We start from the raw sequence: 15,271 nt of genomic DNA on the forward strand, positions 1-15,271 counted from the left end.
TCTCCCAGTGAGGGACGTGTCCCGTGTCGAGCCCGCCATTGAGGGACCTGCCGTGTCGTGGGCCGCTCCGCCGATCCGTGCCCGGCCGCCGAGTGGCCCGCTGCCCCGGCTCCCGGACCTGGTTCGTTTTCCTTTCGGAAAGACTCCGTTTTCGCCGTTGACACATACTTGCGCGCTATACATAACATGCATGCATCTCAGTGGCCGCGCGTCACACGTCGATGAACGGCGATCCCGCAGCGGCACACTCGCCCCTTCTCGCAGCGGACCTGTCGGCGCACGCCCTCATGACGGGTCAGGACGGTGACGGATGATCAGCGCCTCGGTGGACGACGACCCGTCCCGGCACTCGCCGGGGGCCCGACCGGTCCCCGCTCCCCGCTCCGCCCCGACACCGGCGGACTCCGCCGGCTGGTGGCGGGACGCGGTGATCTACCAGGTCTATGTGCGCAGCTTCCTGGACAGCACCGGAGACGGCATCGGAGACCTCGCGGGCGTCGGCGCCGGACTGCCCTACCTCAAACGGCTGGGCGTCGACGGGATATGGCTGACCCCGTTCTACCCCTCGCCCCAGCACGACCACGGCTACGACGTCGCCGACTACCACGACGTGGACCCGGTCTACGGCGACCTGGACGCCTTCGACCGCCTGGTGCGCGACGCACACCGACTGGGCCTGAAGTGCCTGGTCGACATCGTCCCCAACCACTGCTCCAGCCGGCACCCGCTCTTCCTCCAGGCACTCGCCGAAGGCCCCGGCGGGCCGACCCGCGCGATGTTCCACTTCGCATCCGGCCGCGGCGACGACGGCGCACTGCCGCCCAACAACTGGCACGCCATGTTCGGCGGACCCGCCTGGACGCGCGTCACCGAGCCCGACGGCACGCCCGGTGAGTGGTATCTGCACATGTTCACGCCCGAGCAGCCGGACTGGAACTGGCGCGAGCCGACCGTACGGGGCAACTTCGAGCAGACCCTGCGCTTCTGGCTGGACCGTGGCGTGGACGGCTTCCGTATCGACGTGGCGGCAGGGCTGTTCAAGCACCCCGACCTACCGGACTCCGCCGACCCGGAGGCCGACGAGCGCACCCGGGACTCCGTCAACCCACTGGCGTGGAACCAGCCCGAGATCCACGAGGTCTGGCGGGACTGGCGCACCATCTGCGACGCATACGCCGCACAGGACGGCCACGACCGGCTGCTCGTCGGCGAGGTCTCCGTGCCGACAGCCGCCGAACAGGCCACATACGTGCGTCCGGACGAACTCCACCAGGCCTTCTTCTTCCACCTGCTGAACGCGCCCTGGGCCGCTGCGGCTTTCCAGAGCGTCATCACCGACGCACTGCGCGACATCGCGGCCACCGGGTCGACCATCACCTGGGTCCTCAACAACCACGACCAGGTCAGGGCCGTGACGCGCTACGCGGCTCCCACGCCCTCGCAGGACGCCGACCTGCCCGACCCGGGCGGCGCCCGAGCCCGCGCCGCCGCCCTGCTGATGCTCGCCCTGCCCGGCGCGGCGTACGTCTACCAGGGCGAGGAACTGGGCCTGCCCGAGGTTCTCGACCTGCCCGACGAGGCGCTGACCGACCCGATCTTCCGCCGCACGGGCAGCCGGTCGCGGGTCCGCGACGGCTGCCGCGTCCCGCTGCCCTGGTCGGGCCAGGCGTCCCCGTTCGGCTTCACCGCCGGTGACGCCCCCGGCCGGCCCTGGCTGCCCCAGCCGGAGTGGTTCGCCAACCACACCACCGAGCGCGCGATCGCCGACACCGACTCCTTCTGGCACCTCTACCACGAGGCGCTCCACCTGCGCCGCAACCTTCCCCAGCTCGGAGAGGGCCCGCTGCGCTGGCTGGACTCCCCGCCCGACGTCCTGGCCTTCGTCCGCGGGGACGGCCTCGTCTGCGCGGTCAACTTCGGTGACCGCCAGGCACCGGCGCCGGTGACCGGCACCCCTTTGCTGACCAGCCGTCCCTGCCCGCCCGGCGTCCTGCCGGGCAACACCGCGGCCTGGTGGATCTGCGAACACTGCACCGCCTAGCACCACAACTCCCGCACCACAGACTCCCGACGCATGAGAGGCAGTACCCCATGCCCACGTTCCCCCGCGGCGCGATCACCGCCGTAGGCTGCGCCGTCCTGCTGGCCTCCCTCACCGCCTGCGGATCCAGCAGCAGCGCGAAGCCGATCAGCGCCCCGGTCGGCCCCGCCAGCGGCACCATCACCTGGTACGCCAACCAGTTCGGGCCGACCAGCACCGATGTCCGCAAGACCCTGATAGCGGCCTTCGAGAAGGCCAACCCGAAGATCAAGGTCAAGCTGGAGCAGGCGCCGAGCGACAGCGACGCCTACCGCTCCACCCTGACCACGCAGATCTCCGGCGGCTCCAGCAGCTTCGACGTCTACAACGGCGACGTGGTCTGGCCCGCGCAGTTCGGCAAGGCCGGCCTGGCGGAACCGCTCAGCGGAAAGCTGCCGAGCAGCTACTGGAAGACGTTCTCGCCCGGTCTGGTGGACGGCCTCACCTACAAGGGGAAGATCATGGCCGCCCCCCTGTTCACCGACAACGCCTTCCTCTACTACCGCAAGGACCTGCTCGCCAAGGCCCACCTGCCGGTTCCCACCACCTGGGAGCAGGTCCAGAGCGACGCGCAGAAGCTGCAGAAGGCGGGCCTGGTCAAGTACGGGTACTCCGCCCAGTGGGACTCCTACGAGGGGCTGACCTGTGACTATTCGGAGTTCGCGGCCGATGCCGGGGGCAGCATCGTCAACACCGCGGGCACCAAGTCCGAGATCGATTCGGCGGCCTCGCAGAAGGCGCTGACGTACATGCGTGGTCTGATCACCAGCGGCGTCGCACCGCGGGCCATCACCACCTTCCAGGAACAGCAGTCGGAGCAGCTCTTCACCAGCGGCCAGTCCGCGTTCCTGCGCAACTGGACCTACGCCTACTCCGACGCCAACTCCCCGGCGGCCTCGAAGGTGGCCGGCAAGATCGGTATCGCCAACCTGCCCACCTTCGCGGGCCGGAGCGGCCACGGATACTCGGTCACCGGCGGCTGGAACCTGTACGTCAACCCGCACACCAAGCACCTCGGGGCCGACCTCGCGTTCGTGAAGTGGATCACCAGCCCCGCCGCGCAGAAGATCATGGCGCTGAAGGGCGGCGAGATCCCCACCGTCAGCAGCGTCCTGCAGGATCCCGGCGTGCAGGCGGCCAACCCCGCCTTCCGGGTCGCCGCGTCCAACAAGCTCATCTCCCGGCCCTCCCAGGTCGCCGCGTACTCGCAGGTGAGCCAGGGCGTCTACGGCAACGTCAATGCCGCGCTGTCCGGCTCCACCTCACCGAAGAGCGCCCTCGGCGCCGCGAACAAGACCATCAGTGCGGCGGTCTCCAACAACGGGCTGTGACCCGAACCCCGCCGCGGGCCCGGTCCGCCCCCCGTGCCCGGGCCCGCGGCGGCCTCCCACCGACCTCGCCAACCGTGCATCGGAGACAAGCCCGTGACTACTCATCAGGTTGACGTGCGCGCTCCCGTCACGTCGGCGCAGCCCACCGAGCACGGGAGCCGTCGGCACCGGCCTCGCGCCGGGTCCCCAAGGTCGCCACTGGAACGCCGTACCGCCCGCCTGGGCTGGCTGTTCGCCTCTCCCGCCCTGCTCGTGGTCGCCGCCGTGACCCTCTTCCCCATCGTCTTCTCCGTCGTGATGAGCTTCAGCAACGTCGACGTCACGGGCAACGGCTTCCAGCTGTCCGGGATCACCGGCCACAACTTCGCCGTCATCGCGGGCGCCGACCGGTGGCGCCATGCCCTGGCCTTCACCCTCGTCTACACCGTGGGCACGGTGATCGCCGAGGTGGTCCTGGGTACGCTCATCGCCCTGGTCCTGGAGCGGCTGAAGAGCGGCCGGGGCTGGATGATGGCTCTCCTGCTGCTGCCGTGGGCGATGATCACGGTGGTCTCCGCACAGCTGTGGGCCTACGTCTACAACGGCGTCTACGGCGTCCTGAACGCCCTGTTGGCCCCGCTCGCCGGCCACGACGTGACCGTACTCGGCACACCCGTTTCGGCCACGCTCGCCATGGCGGTGGCCGACATCTGGAAGACCACACCCTTCGTGGCCATCATCGTCCTGGCCGGACTGGTGATGCTGCCCAGCGATGTGATCGAGGCGGCGCGCATCGACGGCGCGAACGGCTGGACCATCTTCTGGCGGGTGCGCCTTCCGCTGCTGCGCCCCACGCTGGCCATCGCCGTCATGTTCCGCGTCCTGCAGGCCTTCGGGCTCTTCGACCTTCCGTTCGTTCTCACCGGCGGCGGGCCCGGCACCTCCACCGAGTCGCTGGCCGTGCTCGGGTGGCGCGTGATGTTCCAGGACCTGAAGTTCGGGCCCGGCGCGGCCATCGCCACCAGCACCGCGGTCCTGGTTCTCATCGGCTGCCTGCTGTTCCTGAAAGTGTTCCGTTCCCAGGTCGGCCAGGAGGAGACCGCATGACCGCCACCGTCACCGCCACCGTCCGACCCCGCCTGCGGGGCGGCACCCAACTGGCCGCGCTCCTCGTCGCCCTGTTCGTGTGCGCGCCGCTGTACTGGCTGGTCGCCACGTCCTTCAAGAGCCTGAGGGACGTCGGCGCCGCGACACCGAGCGCCTTCCCGGCGCACCCCACGCTCAGCAACTACCGGACCGCCTTCGGCACCTACCAGTTCGGCACGTACGTCCTCAACTCGGCCGTCGTCACCATCATCTCGACGCTGCTGGTGCTGGCGCTGGGTGTCTTCGCCGGGTACGCGCTCGCCCGCCTGCCCCTGCGCGGCAAGTCGGCGGTCATGACGTCGCTGTTGATGATCTCCCTGTTTCCCACCGTGGCCCTGGCCGCGCCCCTGTACCTGCTCATGCGCGACATCGGATGGCTCAACAGCTACCAGGGCCTCATCCTCGCCTACACCGCCCTGAACCTCCCCTTCGCCATCTGGATCCTGCGCAACTACTTCCTGGCGATCCCCAAGGAGATGGAGGAGGTCGCCTGGATGGACGGCGCCTCACCGATGCGGACGGTCGTCAGCGTGATCCTGCCCCAGGCCAAGCCGGGCCTGTTCACCGCCGGCGTCTTCACCTTCGTGGCCTGCTGGACCGAGTTCCTGCTCGCCCTCACCCTGGACAGCGACAACCAGCACCGCACCATCCCGGTCGGCATGGCCCTGTTCGGCGGCCAGTACGTCACGCCGTACGGGACGATCTTCGCGGCCGCCACCGTGGCCATCCTCCCCATCGCCCTGATCGTCCTCGTCTTCCGCCGCGCCGTCGTCTCGGGGCTGACCGCGGGGGCCGTCAAGGGCTGACGAGTGCCTGCCACACACCGGACGCCCTGCGGCTCGTCGAGGAGGTCGGCCCGTCGGTGCTGCGGGAGGCCGGGGTTCGGGCCCTGTCGCCGCCGGGCTGTCCGCCTCCGCGGCAGCCGGCGCAGGTTGACCCGTCAGTTCCCGGCCGTCCGCTCCAGTACCGACACCACCTGCTCCCGGACCACCTCGCGGGCCGCGGCGGGCAGCGCCCCGATCGTCGTACCGCTCAACACGTCGAGCACGCTGTCCGCGCCCGCGTCGCAGGGCACGCTCTCGCTCAGGAACTCGTAGCCGTCGCGGACGGCGACGCGCAGGACCGGGCGGTCGTCCGCGTGGACGGCCGTGGCGACGACCAGGGGCGGCGGACCACCCGGCGCCTCGGCCACCTTGTGGTAGCCGCTGACGAGCGGATCGCGCCAGTGCAGGCTCAGCAGCAGCGGCTTCTTGGCGAGCAGCTCGGCGAGGTCCACCTCGAACGGCCCCTCCGCCGCCAGCACCCGCGCGCGGGCGTCCAGGACGAGCGCCGCGGGCAGCAGACAGCGCAGGGTGCTGCCGACGATGTTCCCGCCGACCGTGGCGGCCCGGCGCACGGCCCCGGTGCCGATGCCCGACGCGGCCCGGTGCAGCACCTCCGGCACCCGCTCGTCGATCCGGTGCAGCAGAACCGCCGCCCCCAGCTCCCCGGCCCCCAGGACGTTCGCCTCCGGCACCTCGCGCAGCGACACGGCCTGCTCGGGGAAGCCGTCGCGTTGCCACGCGGCCCACACCAGCGTGGCACCGCCGACGGGTATCGCCCCGTCGGTCAGACACTCCTGTGCCTCGGGCAGGGCCGTGGGCAGACGCAGCAGCACGGTCTTCCTTCTTCGAACAGTCGCGGACTTCGAACGCACATGGCAGTGAGCGCATTCTTTCCGGGGGCGCGGGGGAGCATGCAGGGCTCACCGCTGCATTCAGGGCGCCCTGACCGTCGAAAAGCCCTACGGCGTTGTCAGTGCACCGTCGTACCCTTGAACCGCGAGGCCGCCTTCCACTGCGCGGCCGTGACGAGGAGGAACCGCAGGCGTTGAGCGCCGGCCCATGACTCAGACACCCACAGGTCACAGCCCCGCGCAGGGGCAGGCGAGAGCACAGTTCACGGTCCCCGCCCAGCACCCCATGGTCACGGTCCTGGGATCCGGCGACTCCCTCCTGCGCGTGATCGAGAAGGCCTTCCCGGCGGCCGACATCCATGTCCGGGGCAACGAGATCAGCGCGACAGGCGAGGCGGCGGACGTCGCCCTCGTCCAGCGCCTGTTCGACGAGATGATGCTGGTGCTCCGCACCGGACAGCCGATGACGGAGGACGCAGTGGAACGCTCGATCGCCATGCTGCGAGCGAGCGAGAACGGGACGAGCGACGGCCAGGAGACCCCGGCCGAAGTGCTCACACAGAACATCCTGTCCTCGCGCGGCCGCACCATCCGCCCCAAGACCCTCAACCAGAAGCGGTACGTCGACGCGATCGACAAGCACACGATCGTCTTCGGCATCGGCCCCGCCGGTACCGGCAAGACCTACCTCGCCATGGCCAAGGCGGTGCAGGCCCTGCAGTCCAAGCAGGTCAACCGCATCATCCTGACCCGCCCCGCGGTCGAGGCGGGAGAGCGGCTGGGCTTCCTGCCCGGCACCCTCTACGAGAAGATCGACCCGTACCTGCGCCCGCTGTACGACGCCCTGCACGACATGCTGGACCCGGACTCGATCCCGAAGCTGATGGCTTCGGGGACGATCGAGGTGGCGCCGCTGGCGTACATGAGGGGTCGCACTTTGAATGACGCCTTCATCATCCTGGACGAGGCCCAGAACACGAGCCCCGAGCAGATGAAGATGTTCCTCACCCGCCTCGGCTTCGACTCGAAGATCGTGATCACGGGTGACGTGACGCAGGTCGACCTGCCCAACGGCACCAAGTCGGGTCTGCGCCAGGTCCAGGACATCCTGGAGGGACTCGACGACGTGCACTTCTCCCGCCTGTCGTCCCAGGACGTCGTACGGCACAAGCTGGTCGGCCGTATCGTCGACGCGTACGAGAAGTACGACAACGAGAACGGTACGGAGAACGGCACCCACAAGGGCGGCCGGAACAAGCGGAAGTAGACAAGCCAGCACCATGTCGATCGACGTCAACAACGAGTCCGGAACCGAGGTCGACGAGCAGGCGATCCTCGACATCGCCCGCTACGCGCTCGCACGGATGCGCATCCACCCGCTCTCCGAGCTCTCGGTGATCGTCGTGGACACCGACGCCATGGAGCAGCTGCACATCCAGTGGATGGACCTGCCGGGGCCCACCGACGTCATGTCCTTCCCGATGGACGAGCTCAGGCCGCCGAGCAAGGACGACGACGAACCCCCGCAGGGCCTCCTCGGCGACATCGTGCTGTGTCCCGAGGTCGCCAAGCGGCAGGGCGAGGAGGCCGAGACGCAGCACTCCATGGACGAGGAGCTCCAACTCCTCACCGTCCACGGCGTGCTGCACCTCCTCGGGTACGACCACGAGGAGCCGGACGAGAAGGCCGAGATGTTCGGCCTGCAGGCGGCCATCGTGGACGGGTGGCGGCAGGAGAAGGGGCTCACCGGCCCGTCCCCCGCGCCGACCGTCTCATGAGCCTGCCCCTCGTCTCCGGCGCGATCGCCCTGGTCGTCGTCGCCTGGCTCGCCGCCTGCGCGGAGGCGGGCCTCGCGCGCGTCTCCAGCTTCCGCGCCGAGGAAGCCGTACGCAACGGCCGCCGCGGCAGCGCCAAGCTCGCCCAGATCGCCGCCGACCCGACCCGCTATCTCAACGTGGCGCTGCTGGTGCGCGTCGCGTGCGAGATGGCGGCGGCCGCTCTGGTCACCTACGCCTGTCTCCAGGAGTTCCCGGGCACCACCCGCGCCCTGCTGGTCGCGATCGGGGTCATGGTGCTCGTGTCGTACGTCGCCGTCGGCGTCTCCCCGCGCACCATCGGGCGTCAGCACCCGCTCAACACGGCGACCGCGGCGGCGTACATCCTGCTCCCGCTGGCCCGGATCATGGGGCCGATCCCGTCGTTGCTGATTCTCATCGGCAACGCGCTCACCCCCGGCAAGGGCTTCCGCCGCGGCCCGTTCGCCTCCGAGGCGGAGCTGCGCGCGCTGGTCGACCTCGCCGAGAAGGAGTCGCTGATCGAGGACGAGGAGCGCCGGATGGTGCACTCGGTCTTCGAGCTGGGCGACACGCTGGTGCGGGAGGTCATGGTCCCGCGGACCGATCTCGTCGTCATCGAGCGCTACAAGACCATCCGCCAGGCGCTGACCCTCGCTCTGCGCTCGGGCTTCTCGCGTATCCCCGTGTCCGGGGAGAGCGAGGACGACATCGTCGGGATCGTGTATCTGAAGGACCTGGTCCGCAAGACACACATCAGCCGGGACGCCGAGTCCGAGCTGGTGTCCACCGCCATGCGGCCCGCGGCCTTCGTGCCCGACACCAAGAACGCCGGCGACCTGCTGCGCGAGATGCAGCAGGACCGCAACCACGTCGCCGTCGTCATCGACGAGTACGGCGGCACGGCCGGCATCGTCACCATCGAGGACATCCTCGAGGAGATCGTCGGCGAGATCACCGACGAGTACGACCGCGAGCTGCCGCCGGTGGAGGATCTCGGCGACGACCGCCACCGGGTCACCGCCCGCCTCGACATCACCGACCTGGGCGAGCTGTACGGGCTCGACGAGTACGACGACGAGGACGTGGAGACCGTCGGGGGGCTCCTGGCGAAGGCGCTGGGCCGTGTGCCCATCGCCGGGGCCTCCGCCCTCGTCGAACTTCCGGACGGCCGGGAACTCCGCCTGACCGCGGAGGCCGCGGCCGGACGTCGGAACAAGATCGTGACGGTTCTGGTGGAGCCGGTGGGCGCGGCCGGAGCGGCCGGAGCGGCCGAAGAGGAGAAGGAGTCCGAGTGACCCCTCAGGAACTGCGCGCCCTCTGCCTCTCCTTCAACGAGGTGGTGGAGGACTTCCCGTTCAACCCCGAGACCTCGGTCTTCAAGGTGCTGGGCAAGCTCTTCGCCCTGACGAACCTGGACGCGCGGCCCCTGAAGGTCAACCTCAAGTGCGACCCGGAGGACGCGATCCGGCTGCGTACCGACCATCCCGGGCTGATCGCCCCCGGGTACCACATGAACAAGCGCCACTGGAACACCGTCACCGTCGACGGCGAACTCCCGGACCGTCTGGTCCGGGAGCTCGTCGAGGACTCGTACGACCTGGTGGTGGCGGGACTTCCGCGGGCGGAGCGGCTGAGGCTCGACCGGGCGTGAACGGTCTCAGGATGGCGGCTTGCAGCGCTCGCCAAGGCCCGGAAGGCGCGGCAGAATGAATAGTTCAGCGGTCCTCGACAGGCCCCACTCCGTGTAGGCCGACCAAGCGCACTCGGAGTGGAACCTGCTTCCTGCGGCGACCGCTTTACGTGACCCCGGCTCTTTTCAGTCGGGGTCACGTTCTGTCACACGTGGCGGAATACCTCTTCGACGATCTCTTGGATCAGGACGATGAGGGTGATCCACGGGATGGCTGTCGCCACCCGTTCGTGCCATGTGCTGCGGCGCCCGTCCGGCTCTGTGGCCATGGGGCCGTTCCTCCTTCCCGGTGGTTCCACACCTGTTGTGGATACCGCGGCAATCCACAGACGTTGGTGTCACGGAGGGAAGGCATCGGGTCGAGGCCGGGCCGGCGTCAACATGGGCTCCGCGTGGCTAACCTCCCCGAAAGAGACGAGAGTTGACGGTTCTGCAGGCCGACAGCGCGCCTAGAAGCCAGCGTAGCCCGCGTAGAGTCGGGTGAACAGTCCCTATCTGCTTGACCGCAACACGGCGCGTCCTGTCCGGGAGTCCGCTAACAGCTATATAGCATCCCGGGAGTTTGCGCGCTGCGGATTCGCCCTTCACCTGGGATGATCAATATGGCGCATTGAGTGAGTCCTCGGTTGGAGAAGTGTCGATGAGTAACCATCTAATCTGCTATGTTGCAACTCGAATGGTCCATTTGGGGGTAGGGTGATCATGAGTGCGCCCAGTGCGGCACTCCAGCGGCTGCGACTTCGTACGGAACTCCGCAAGGCGCGGACCAAGGCCGGCCTGACGCAGCGCCAGGTTGCGGCGAAGATGGAGTGGAGCTCGTCCAAGCTGATCCGGATCGAGGCGGGCGAGGTCGGAATCTCGGTCAACGACCTCCGGCCGCTGCTCGCCGCCTACGGCATCACCGAGTCCCGCAGGGTCGAGCCACTCCTCGATCTCGCCAGGAACAGTCGGAAGATGCCGTTCTCGGAGTACCGGGATCTCTTCGGCAAGGAGTTCCTGCAGTACCTGGCGTTCGAGTCGTCGGCGTCGATCATCCGACAGTTCAACTCCCTTCAACTGCCCGGCCTGCTGCAGACGGAGGAGTACGGGCGCGCCATCATGCGCTCCTACAGCACCAGCGTGGCGGAAGAGACTCTCGACCGGTACATCGAGGCACGGCTCCTGCGCCAGGAACTCCTGATGTCCGACGAGGGCTCGCAGTTGTTCTTCATCCTCGACGAGTCGGTGGTCCGTCGGCAGGTGGGCGGCCGTGGAGTGATGCGCGCCCAGTTGGAGCGTTTGGCGGAGCTTGCCGTCCGGCCGCGGATCAGCGTCCTGATCCTGCCGTTCAGCGCCGGAGCGCATGCCGGTATGCAAGGACCCTTCACCCACTTCGAGTTCGAGACCGACGAGATGCCGGACTCGATGTATGTGGAGAACCCCCGAGGCGACTCCTATACCAGCAGTGATCCCGAGGAGACCGGCCGCTATCTGGAGCGGTTCTGGGACTTGGAGGATCTGTGCATCAAAGAAGGCGTGCCCGATCTGCTGCGCCGGATGGCGGGACGGCTGGAGGAGGGCAGCGACGACCTGGCGGCGCTGCTCGGCCAGGCGGACAGCGCACAGAACCAGTAACTCCACTTGTCGGCACGGATGTTGGCGGGAAACTTCTCATCCGTATTCGTATGAGCCACCGCTATTCTGGAAGAGGTGCTGCGTGTCCACACCCAGGTTGGAGGGACAGCGTGGGTGGCTCATGGTCGTGGCGCAAGAGCAGGGCGAGTGGGCAGCCCAACCAGGATTGCGTCGAGGTCGCCTGGACGGGTGAGTCGGTGCTGGTCCGCGACTCCAACGCCCGCCCGGGCCCCGTCCTCGCCTTCACTCCCGCCGCCTGGCAGCACTTCCTGAACACGCTGACGTCCCCGCGGGACGAGCCCGAGGCCCGCCCCTGAGTCCAGGAGGCGGGCCTGTCGCTGTCACCGGCTCTCAAGTACGGCTGGTGCGCAGGCCCAGGCCGATCAGCACCGCGGCTGCCAGGACGATCACCGTGTCCAGGGCGAGGACCGTGTGGACGCCGGAGAGCAGGTCGTCCGAGGTGGTGGCGAGGACGCCCAGCAGCGGGATGCCCACGGTGATGCCGACCTGCTGGGTGGAGGTGACCAGTCCGGTGGCCAGGCCCTGCTCCTCGTCGGGGACACCGGAGGTCACGGTGATGCCGTACGAGATGATCGCGCCGAGGTGGCACATGCTGGCCAGGGAGACGGCGGCGGTGGCGAGCCAGACGGACCAGCTCCCGGTGCCCAGACCCAGGAGGGCGGCGATCAGGGCGCCCTGGCCGGCGAGCGAGCCGACCAGTGTGCGGCGCGGGCCGAAGCGGCCGATGACCCTGGGGGCGTAGGTGCCGGCGACCGCCGACAGGACGCCCTGGACGCCGAAGACCAGGCCGGTCTCGAAGGCCGACAGGTGCAGGACCTCCTGGAGGTAGAGGGTCAGCACGAAGACCACGGTCGACATCATCGAGAAGGTGACCAGGCCGCCGATGTTGCCCCACGCCACCGTGCGGCGGCGCAGCATGGGGAGGGACACCAGGGGTGCTTCGGTACGGGACTCGATCGTCACGAAGGCGGCCAGGAGCAGGACGCCCGCGACCAGGGTGGTGAGGACGTCGGTGCGGGCGAAGCCGTGGTCGGCGGCCGTCGAGAGGGCGTAGATCAGGGAGAGCAGGCCACCGGTGACCGTGATCGCGCCCGGTACGTCGAGGCGGGGGCGGTCAGGGGTGCGGGACTCGGGGAGCAGGCCGGGGGCCAGCGGGAGCACGATCAGGGCGAACAGGGAGAGCAGGCCCATCGTGGAGCGCCAGCCGAAGGCGTCGGTGAGGGTGCCGCCGGCCACCATCCCGACGGTGAAGCCGAGCGAGAGCAGGGTGCCGGAGATGCCCAGGGCGCGGTCGCGGGCGGGGCCCTCGGGGAAGGTCGTGGTCAGCAGGGACATGCCGGTCGGCACGATCGCCGCCGCGCCGAGGCCCTGCAGGGCTCGTCCGGCGAGGAAGGACGCCGGGTCCCAGGCGAAGGTCGCCAGCAGGGAGGCGGCGCCGAACAGGGCGAGGCCCACGAGGAAGAGTTTTCTCCGGCCGTACAGGTCGCCGATCCGGCCGAACAGGAGCAGGAAGCCGCCGGACGGCAGCGCGAACGCCGTGACCGCCCACTGCAGGGCGGAGGTGCTCATGCCGAGGTCCGCGCCGAGGACGGGCAGGGCGACGTTCAGGACGGAGAAGTCCAGCGCGACCATGAACTGGGCGGCGCACAGGACGAACAGGACGAGCTTGTCGCGCGTCGACAGCCGGGGGGTGTCGAGCGAATCGGGGACGGGCTTTGTGGTGTCGATCGCCATGGGCAAGAGCCTGCGCGCGTCGGAATAGCCGTGGGGAGCGGCAAGTTGTGCTGGTGGTGGCACCACCAGGCAACAACGAGGGGGATGCGTTCGTGCCCGAGGTCGTACCCAAGAGTGAGCGGCATCGTGAGCTGCGCGAGTTCCTGATGAGCCGGCGGGCCCGGGTCTCGCCCACCGACGCCGGGTTGCCGGACGGCGGGGCGCGGCGGCGCACGCCCGGGCTGCGGCGTGAGGAGGTCGCGGTGCTCGCCGGGGTGGGTGCCTCCTGGTACCAGTGGCTGGAGCAGGGGCGGGACATCTCCGTCTCCCCGCAGGTCCTCGACTCCGTCGGCCGGGTGCTGCGGCTGAGCAACGCCGAGCGGCGGCATCTGTACGTCCTCGCCGGGCTGAACCCGCCCGCGCCCGAACCGGCCGCGGACCACGGCTGTGAGGGGTTGCGGCGGCTGATCGACGCGTGGATGCCGTATCCGGCGCACATCATGGACGCGTACTACAACTGCGTGCTGTACAACGAGGCCGCGGGCTGGGTGCTCGGTATGCGGCCGGAGAACACCCAGAACTGTCTCGTCGACTTCTTCACCGACCCGCTGTACCGGTCGCGATCGCACAGCTGGGAACAGAACGCGCGCACGGTCGTCGCCCAGTTCCGGGCGGCCGCCTCGGCGCGGCCGGACGACGACGGGTTTCAGGACGTGCTGGCCCGGGTGCGGTCGGCGAGCGCCGAGTTCACCGAGCTGTGGGAGCGGCGGGACATCGAGGATGCCGGAGTGATCCGCAAGGAGCTCGACCATCCGCTGGTCGGGCTGCTGTGCGTGGAGTCCACGGCGATGCGGGTGCCGGCCCGACCCGACCTCACGGTCGTGCTGCACACCCCCCTGGACGAGGCCCACACCGCGGCCAAACTGGAGTGGCTGGCCTCACCGGAGGGGCGACGGGGGGCGATGTATCCCGTGGCGGGGTGAGGTGTCCGGTGGCGTTGGGCTGCTGTGTGGCGGGTGGCGGGTGGCGGGTGCGTGGTGGGTCGGTGCTCTGGGTGGCGGTGTGTTTCGCGGTGGGTGGCGGACCGGTGGTTGGGAGTGCTCCTGGCGGCTGGTGGGCCTCCGTGGCGGGGATGCACTCCCTGGCGGGGTGACGTGGCCGACGGCGGGCGGGTCGGTGCTGTGGGTGGGGTGACGTCTCCGTGGTGGCGGTGTGTTTCGCGGTGGGTGGCGGACCGGTGGTTGGGAGTGCTCGTGGCGGCTGGTGGGCCTCCGTGGCGGGGGATGTAATCCGTGGCGGGGTGGCGTGGCCGACGGCGGGCGGGTCGGTGCTGTGGGTGGGGTGACGTCTCCGTGGTGGCGGTGTGTTTCGCGGTGGGTGGCGGAGCGGTGGTTGGGAAGTGCTCGTGGCGGCTGGTGGGCCTCCGTGGCGGGGGATGTACTCCCTGGCGAGGTGGCGTGTCCGGGGGCGGTGGCGTCTGCGTGGGCGGGTCGGTGCTCTGGGCGGGGGCGTTTCTCGTGGCGAGCGGTGTGACTCGTGGTGAGTGACGAGCCGGTGATGGGGAGTGCTTCTGGTGGCCGATGGGTCTCCGTGCGGACGTTGTTCCCTGTGGCGAAGTGACGTGTCCGGTGACGGCGGCGCTTTCGGGCCGGTGGCGTCTCCAGGGGCGGCCGGTTCGCATGGGCGACGGACTGGAGACGGGGAGTGCTCCGGCGGCCGGTGGGCCCCGTGGCGGGCGATGTACCCCGTGGCGGGTGGTGTCGTCCCCGGCCGTGGGTGACGGCCCGTGGCAGGTGGTGGCCCGGGGATGGTGGGCGTACCCCGTGGCCTCGACCGGGTGGGAGCGCTTCGTATGCTCCTGTCATGACCGACAACAGTGCGCTTGACCCCGAGGACCGCAAGATCGTCACCCTGGCTCGTTCGGCTCGGGCTCGTAACGGGGTGCCCGAGGGGGCGGCCGTACGGGACGACACCGGGCGGACGTATGTCGCCGGGACGGTGGCTCTTCCCTCGTTGCGGTTGAGTGCTTTGCAGACGGCGGTGGCGATGGCCGTGGCGTCGGGGGCGAAGTCCCTGGAGGCGGCGGCCGTGGTGACGGACGCCGAATCGGCCTCCGACGAGGACCGGGCCGCCGTACGGGATCTGGGCGGGCCGCAGACCCCGGTGCTGGTGGCAGGGGCCGACGGCACCGTACGGAGCACCGTGACCGCAGGCTGATACCCCCGG

The 15,271-nt window shown here is 69.6% G+C and carries 15 protein-coding genes; 12 read left to right on the top strand and 3 right to left on the bottom strand.

Features of this window, described 5'->3' with window-relative positions; translation table 11 throughout:
- Positions 1 to 310 precede the first annotated feature (310 nt).
- From M2157_RS31875 to M2157_RS31890, 4 genes are all read left to right on the top strand, one after another.
- Entirely contained in the window at positions 311 to 2,041 is a 1,731-nt protein-coding gene (locus M2157_RS31875) for an alpha-amylase family glycosyl hydrolase (RefSeq protein ID WP_280857548.1), read from the top strand.
- A gap of 50 nt (positions 2,042 to 2,091) precedes the next feature.
- A complete protein-coding gene (locus M2157_RS31880; protein ID WP_280857547.1) occupies positions 2,092 to 3,411 on the top strand; it encodes an ABC transporter substrate-binding protein in 1,320 nt (439 codons plus the stop codon).
- 114 nt (positions 3,412 to 3,525) lie between these two features.
- Complete coding sequence (locus M2157_RS31885) at positions 3,526 to 4,497, top strand: sugar ABC transporter permease (protein ID WP_280866905.1); 972 nt, start codon at positions 3,526 to 3,528, stop codon at positions 4,495 to 4,497.
- Positions 4,494 to 5,342, top strand: a complete 849-nt coding sequence (locus M2157_RS31890) for a carbohydrate ABC transporter permease (RefSeq protein ID WP_280857545.1) — start codon at positions 4,494 to 4,496, stop codon at positions 5,340 to 5,342. The genes M2157_RS31885 and M2157_RS31890 overlap by 4 nt, the downstream gene beginning before the upstream one ends.
- Positions 5,343 to 5,476: 134 nt before the next feature.
- Here the strand turns inward: M2157_RS31890 and M2157_RS31895 are convergent, their stop codons facing one another.
- Complete coding sequence (locus M2157_RS31895; protein WP_280857544.1) at positions 5,477 to 6,193, bottom strand: FAD binding domain-containing protein; 717 nt, start codon at positions 6,191 to 6,193, stop codon at positions 5,477 to 5,479.
- A 226-nt stretch (positions 6,194 to 6,419) separates the two neighbouring features.
- Between M2157_RS31895 and M2157_RS31900 the strand changes: the two genes are divergently transcribed.
- Genes M2157_RS31900 through M2157_RS31915 form a run of 4 tightly spaced genes read left to right on the top strand, consistent with a single transcriptional unit; the run spans position 6,420 to position 9,658 of the window.
- Positions 6,420 to 7,478, top strand: coding sequence for a PhoH family protein (locus tag M2157_RS31900; protein WP_280857543.1), 1,059 nt, complete (start codon positions 6,420 to 6,422; stop codon positions 7,476 to 7,478).
- A gap of 13 nt (positions 7,479 to 7,491) precedes the next feature.
- Positions 7,492 to 7,989, top strand: coding sequence for an rRNA maturation RNase YbeY (gene ybeY, locus M2157_RS31905; RefSeq protein ID WP_007381932.1), 498 nt, complete (start codon positions 7,492 to 7,494; stop codon positions 7,987 to 7,989).
- Positions 7,986 to 9,302, top strand: coding sequence for a hemolysin family protein (locus M2157_RS31910; RefSeq protein ID WP_280857542.1), 1,317 nt, complete (start codon positions 7,986 to 7,988; stop codon positions 9,300 to 9,302). Before ybeY ends, M2157_RS31910 begins: the two co-directional genes overlap by 4 nt.
- Complete coding sequence (locus M2157_RS31915; RefSeq protein ID WP_280866906.1) at positions 9,299 to 9,658, top strand: MmcQ/YjbR family DNA-binding protein; 360 nt, start codon at positions 9,299 to 9,301, stop codon at positions 9,656 to 9,658. The genes M2157_RS31910 and M2157_RS31915 overlap by 4 nt, the downstream gene beginning before the upstream one ends.
- 185 nt (positions 9,659 to 9,843) lie before the next feature.
- Here M2157_RS31915 and M2157_RS31920 read toward each other — a convergent pair whose 3' ends face one another.
- A complete protein-coding gene (locus tag M2157_RS31920) occupies positions 9,844 to 9,966 on the bottom strand; it encodes a hypothetical protein (protein ID WP_280857540.1) in 123 nt (40 codons plus the stop codon).
- Positions 9,967 to 10,399: 433 nt separating this feature from the next.
- Here M2157_RS31920 and M2157_RS31925 point away from each other — a divergent pair, with 433 nt between their 5' ends.
- The gene (locus M2157_RS31925; protein ID WP_280857539.1) at positions 10,400 to 11,311 is read left to right on the top strand and encodes a helix-turn-helix transcriptional regulator; all 912 of its coding nucleotides are present in this window, start codon (positions 10,400 to 10,402) and stop codon (positions 11,309 to 11,311) included.
- A gap of 110 nt (positions 11,312 to 11,421) precedes the next feature.
- Positions 11,422 to 11,628, top strand: coding sequence for a DUF397 domain-containing protein (locus M2157_RS31930; protein WP_280857538.1), 207 nt, complete (start codon positions 11,422 to 11,424; stop codon positions 11,626 to 11,628).
- A 34-nt stretch (positions 11,629 to 11,662) separates the two neighbouring features.
- Here the strand turns inward: M2157_RS31930 and M2157_RS31935 are convergent, their stop codons facing one another.
- Positions 11,663 to 13,066, bottom strand: coding sequence for an MFS transporter (locus M2157_RS31935; protein WP_280866907.1), 1,404 nt, complete (start codon positions 13,064 to 13,066; stop codon positions 11,663 to 11,665).
- A 146-nt stretch (positions 13,067 to 13,212) separates the two neighbouring features.
- Here M2157_RS31935 and M2157_RS31940 point away from each other — a divergent pair, with 146 nt between their 5' ends.
- Complete coding sequence (locus M2157_RS31940) at positions 13,213 to 14,028, top strand: helix-turn-helix transcriptional regulator (protein ID WP_280868303.1); 816 nt, start codon at positions 13,213 to 13,215, stop codon at positions 14,026 to 14,028.
- A gap of 880 nt (positions 14,029 to 14,908) precedes the next feature.
- Positions 14,909 to 15,262: a hypothetical protein gene (locus M2157_RS31945; protein ID WP_057615813.1), complete on the top strand. Its 354-nt coding sequence runs from the start codon at positions 14,909 to 14,911 to the stop codon at positions 15,260 to 15,262.
- Positions 15,263 to 15,271 lie beyond the last annotated feature (9 nt).

Source organism: Streptomyces sp. SAI-127 (assembly GCF_029894425.1).
Taxonomy (GTDB): domain Bacteria; phylum Actinomycetota; class Actinomycetes; order Streptomycetales; family Streptomycetaceae; genus Streptomyces.

Excerpts from the sequence above, each read along its gene's own strand:
- ybeY (WP_007381932.1), top strand. The coding sequence starts at position 7,492 with ATGTCGATCGACGTCAACAACGAGTCCGGAACCGAGGTCGACGAGCAG.
- M2157_RS31900 (WP_280857543.1), top strand. The coding sequence starts at position 6,420 with ATGACTCAGACACCCACAGGTCACAGCCCCGCGCAGGGGCAGGCGAGA.
- M2157_RS31875 (WP_280857548.1), top strand. The coding sequence starts at position 311 with ATGATCAGCGCCTCGGTGGACGACGACCCGTCCCGGCACTCGCCGGGG.
- M2157_RS31940 (WP_280868303.1), top strand. The coding sequence starts at position 13,213 with ATGAGCCGGCGGGCCCGGGTCTCGCCCACCGACGCCGGGTTGCCGGAC.
- M2157_RS31945 (WP_057615813.1), top strand. The coding sequence starts at position 14,909 with ATGACCGACAACAGTGCGCTTGACCCCGAGGACCGCAAGATCGTCACC.
- M2157_RS31935 (WP_280866907.1), bottom strand. The coding sequence starts at position 13,066 with ATGGCGATCGACACCACAAAGCCCGTCCCCGATTCGCTCGACACCCCC.
- M2157_RS31925 (WP_280857539.1), top strand. The coding sequence starts at position 10,400 with ATGAGTGCGCCCAGTGCGGCACTCCAGCGGCTGCGACTTCGTACGGAA.
- M2157_RS31890 (WP_280857545.1), top strand. The coding sequence starts at position 4,494 with ATGACCGCCACCGTCACCGCCACCGTCCGACCCCGCCTGCGGGGCGGC.
- M2157_RS31910 (WP_280857542.1), top strand. The coding sequence starts at position 7,986 with ATGAGCCTGCCCCTCGTCTCCGGCGCGATCGCCCTGGTCGTCGTCGCC.
- M2157_RS31880 (WP_280857547.1), top strand. The coding sequence starts at position 2,092 with ATGCCCACGTTCCCCCGCGGCGCGATCACCGCCGTAGGCTGCGCCGTC.
- M2157_RS31920 (WP_280857540.1), bottom strand. The coding sequence starts at position 9,966 with ATGGCCACAGAGCCGGACGGGCGCCGCAGCACATGGCACGAACGGGTG.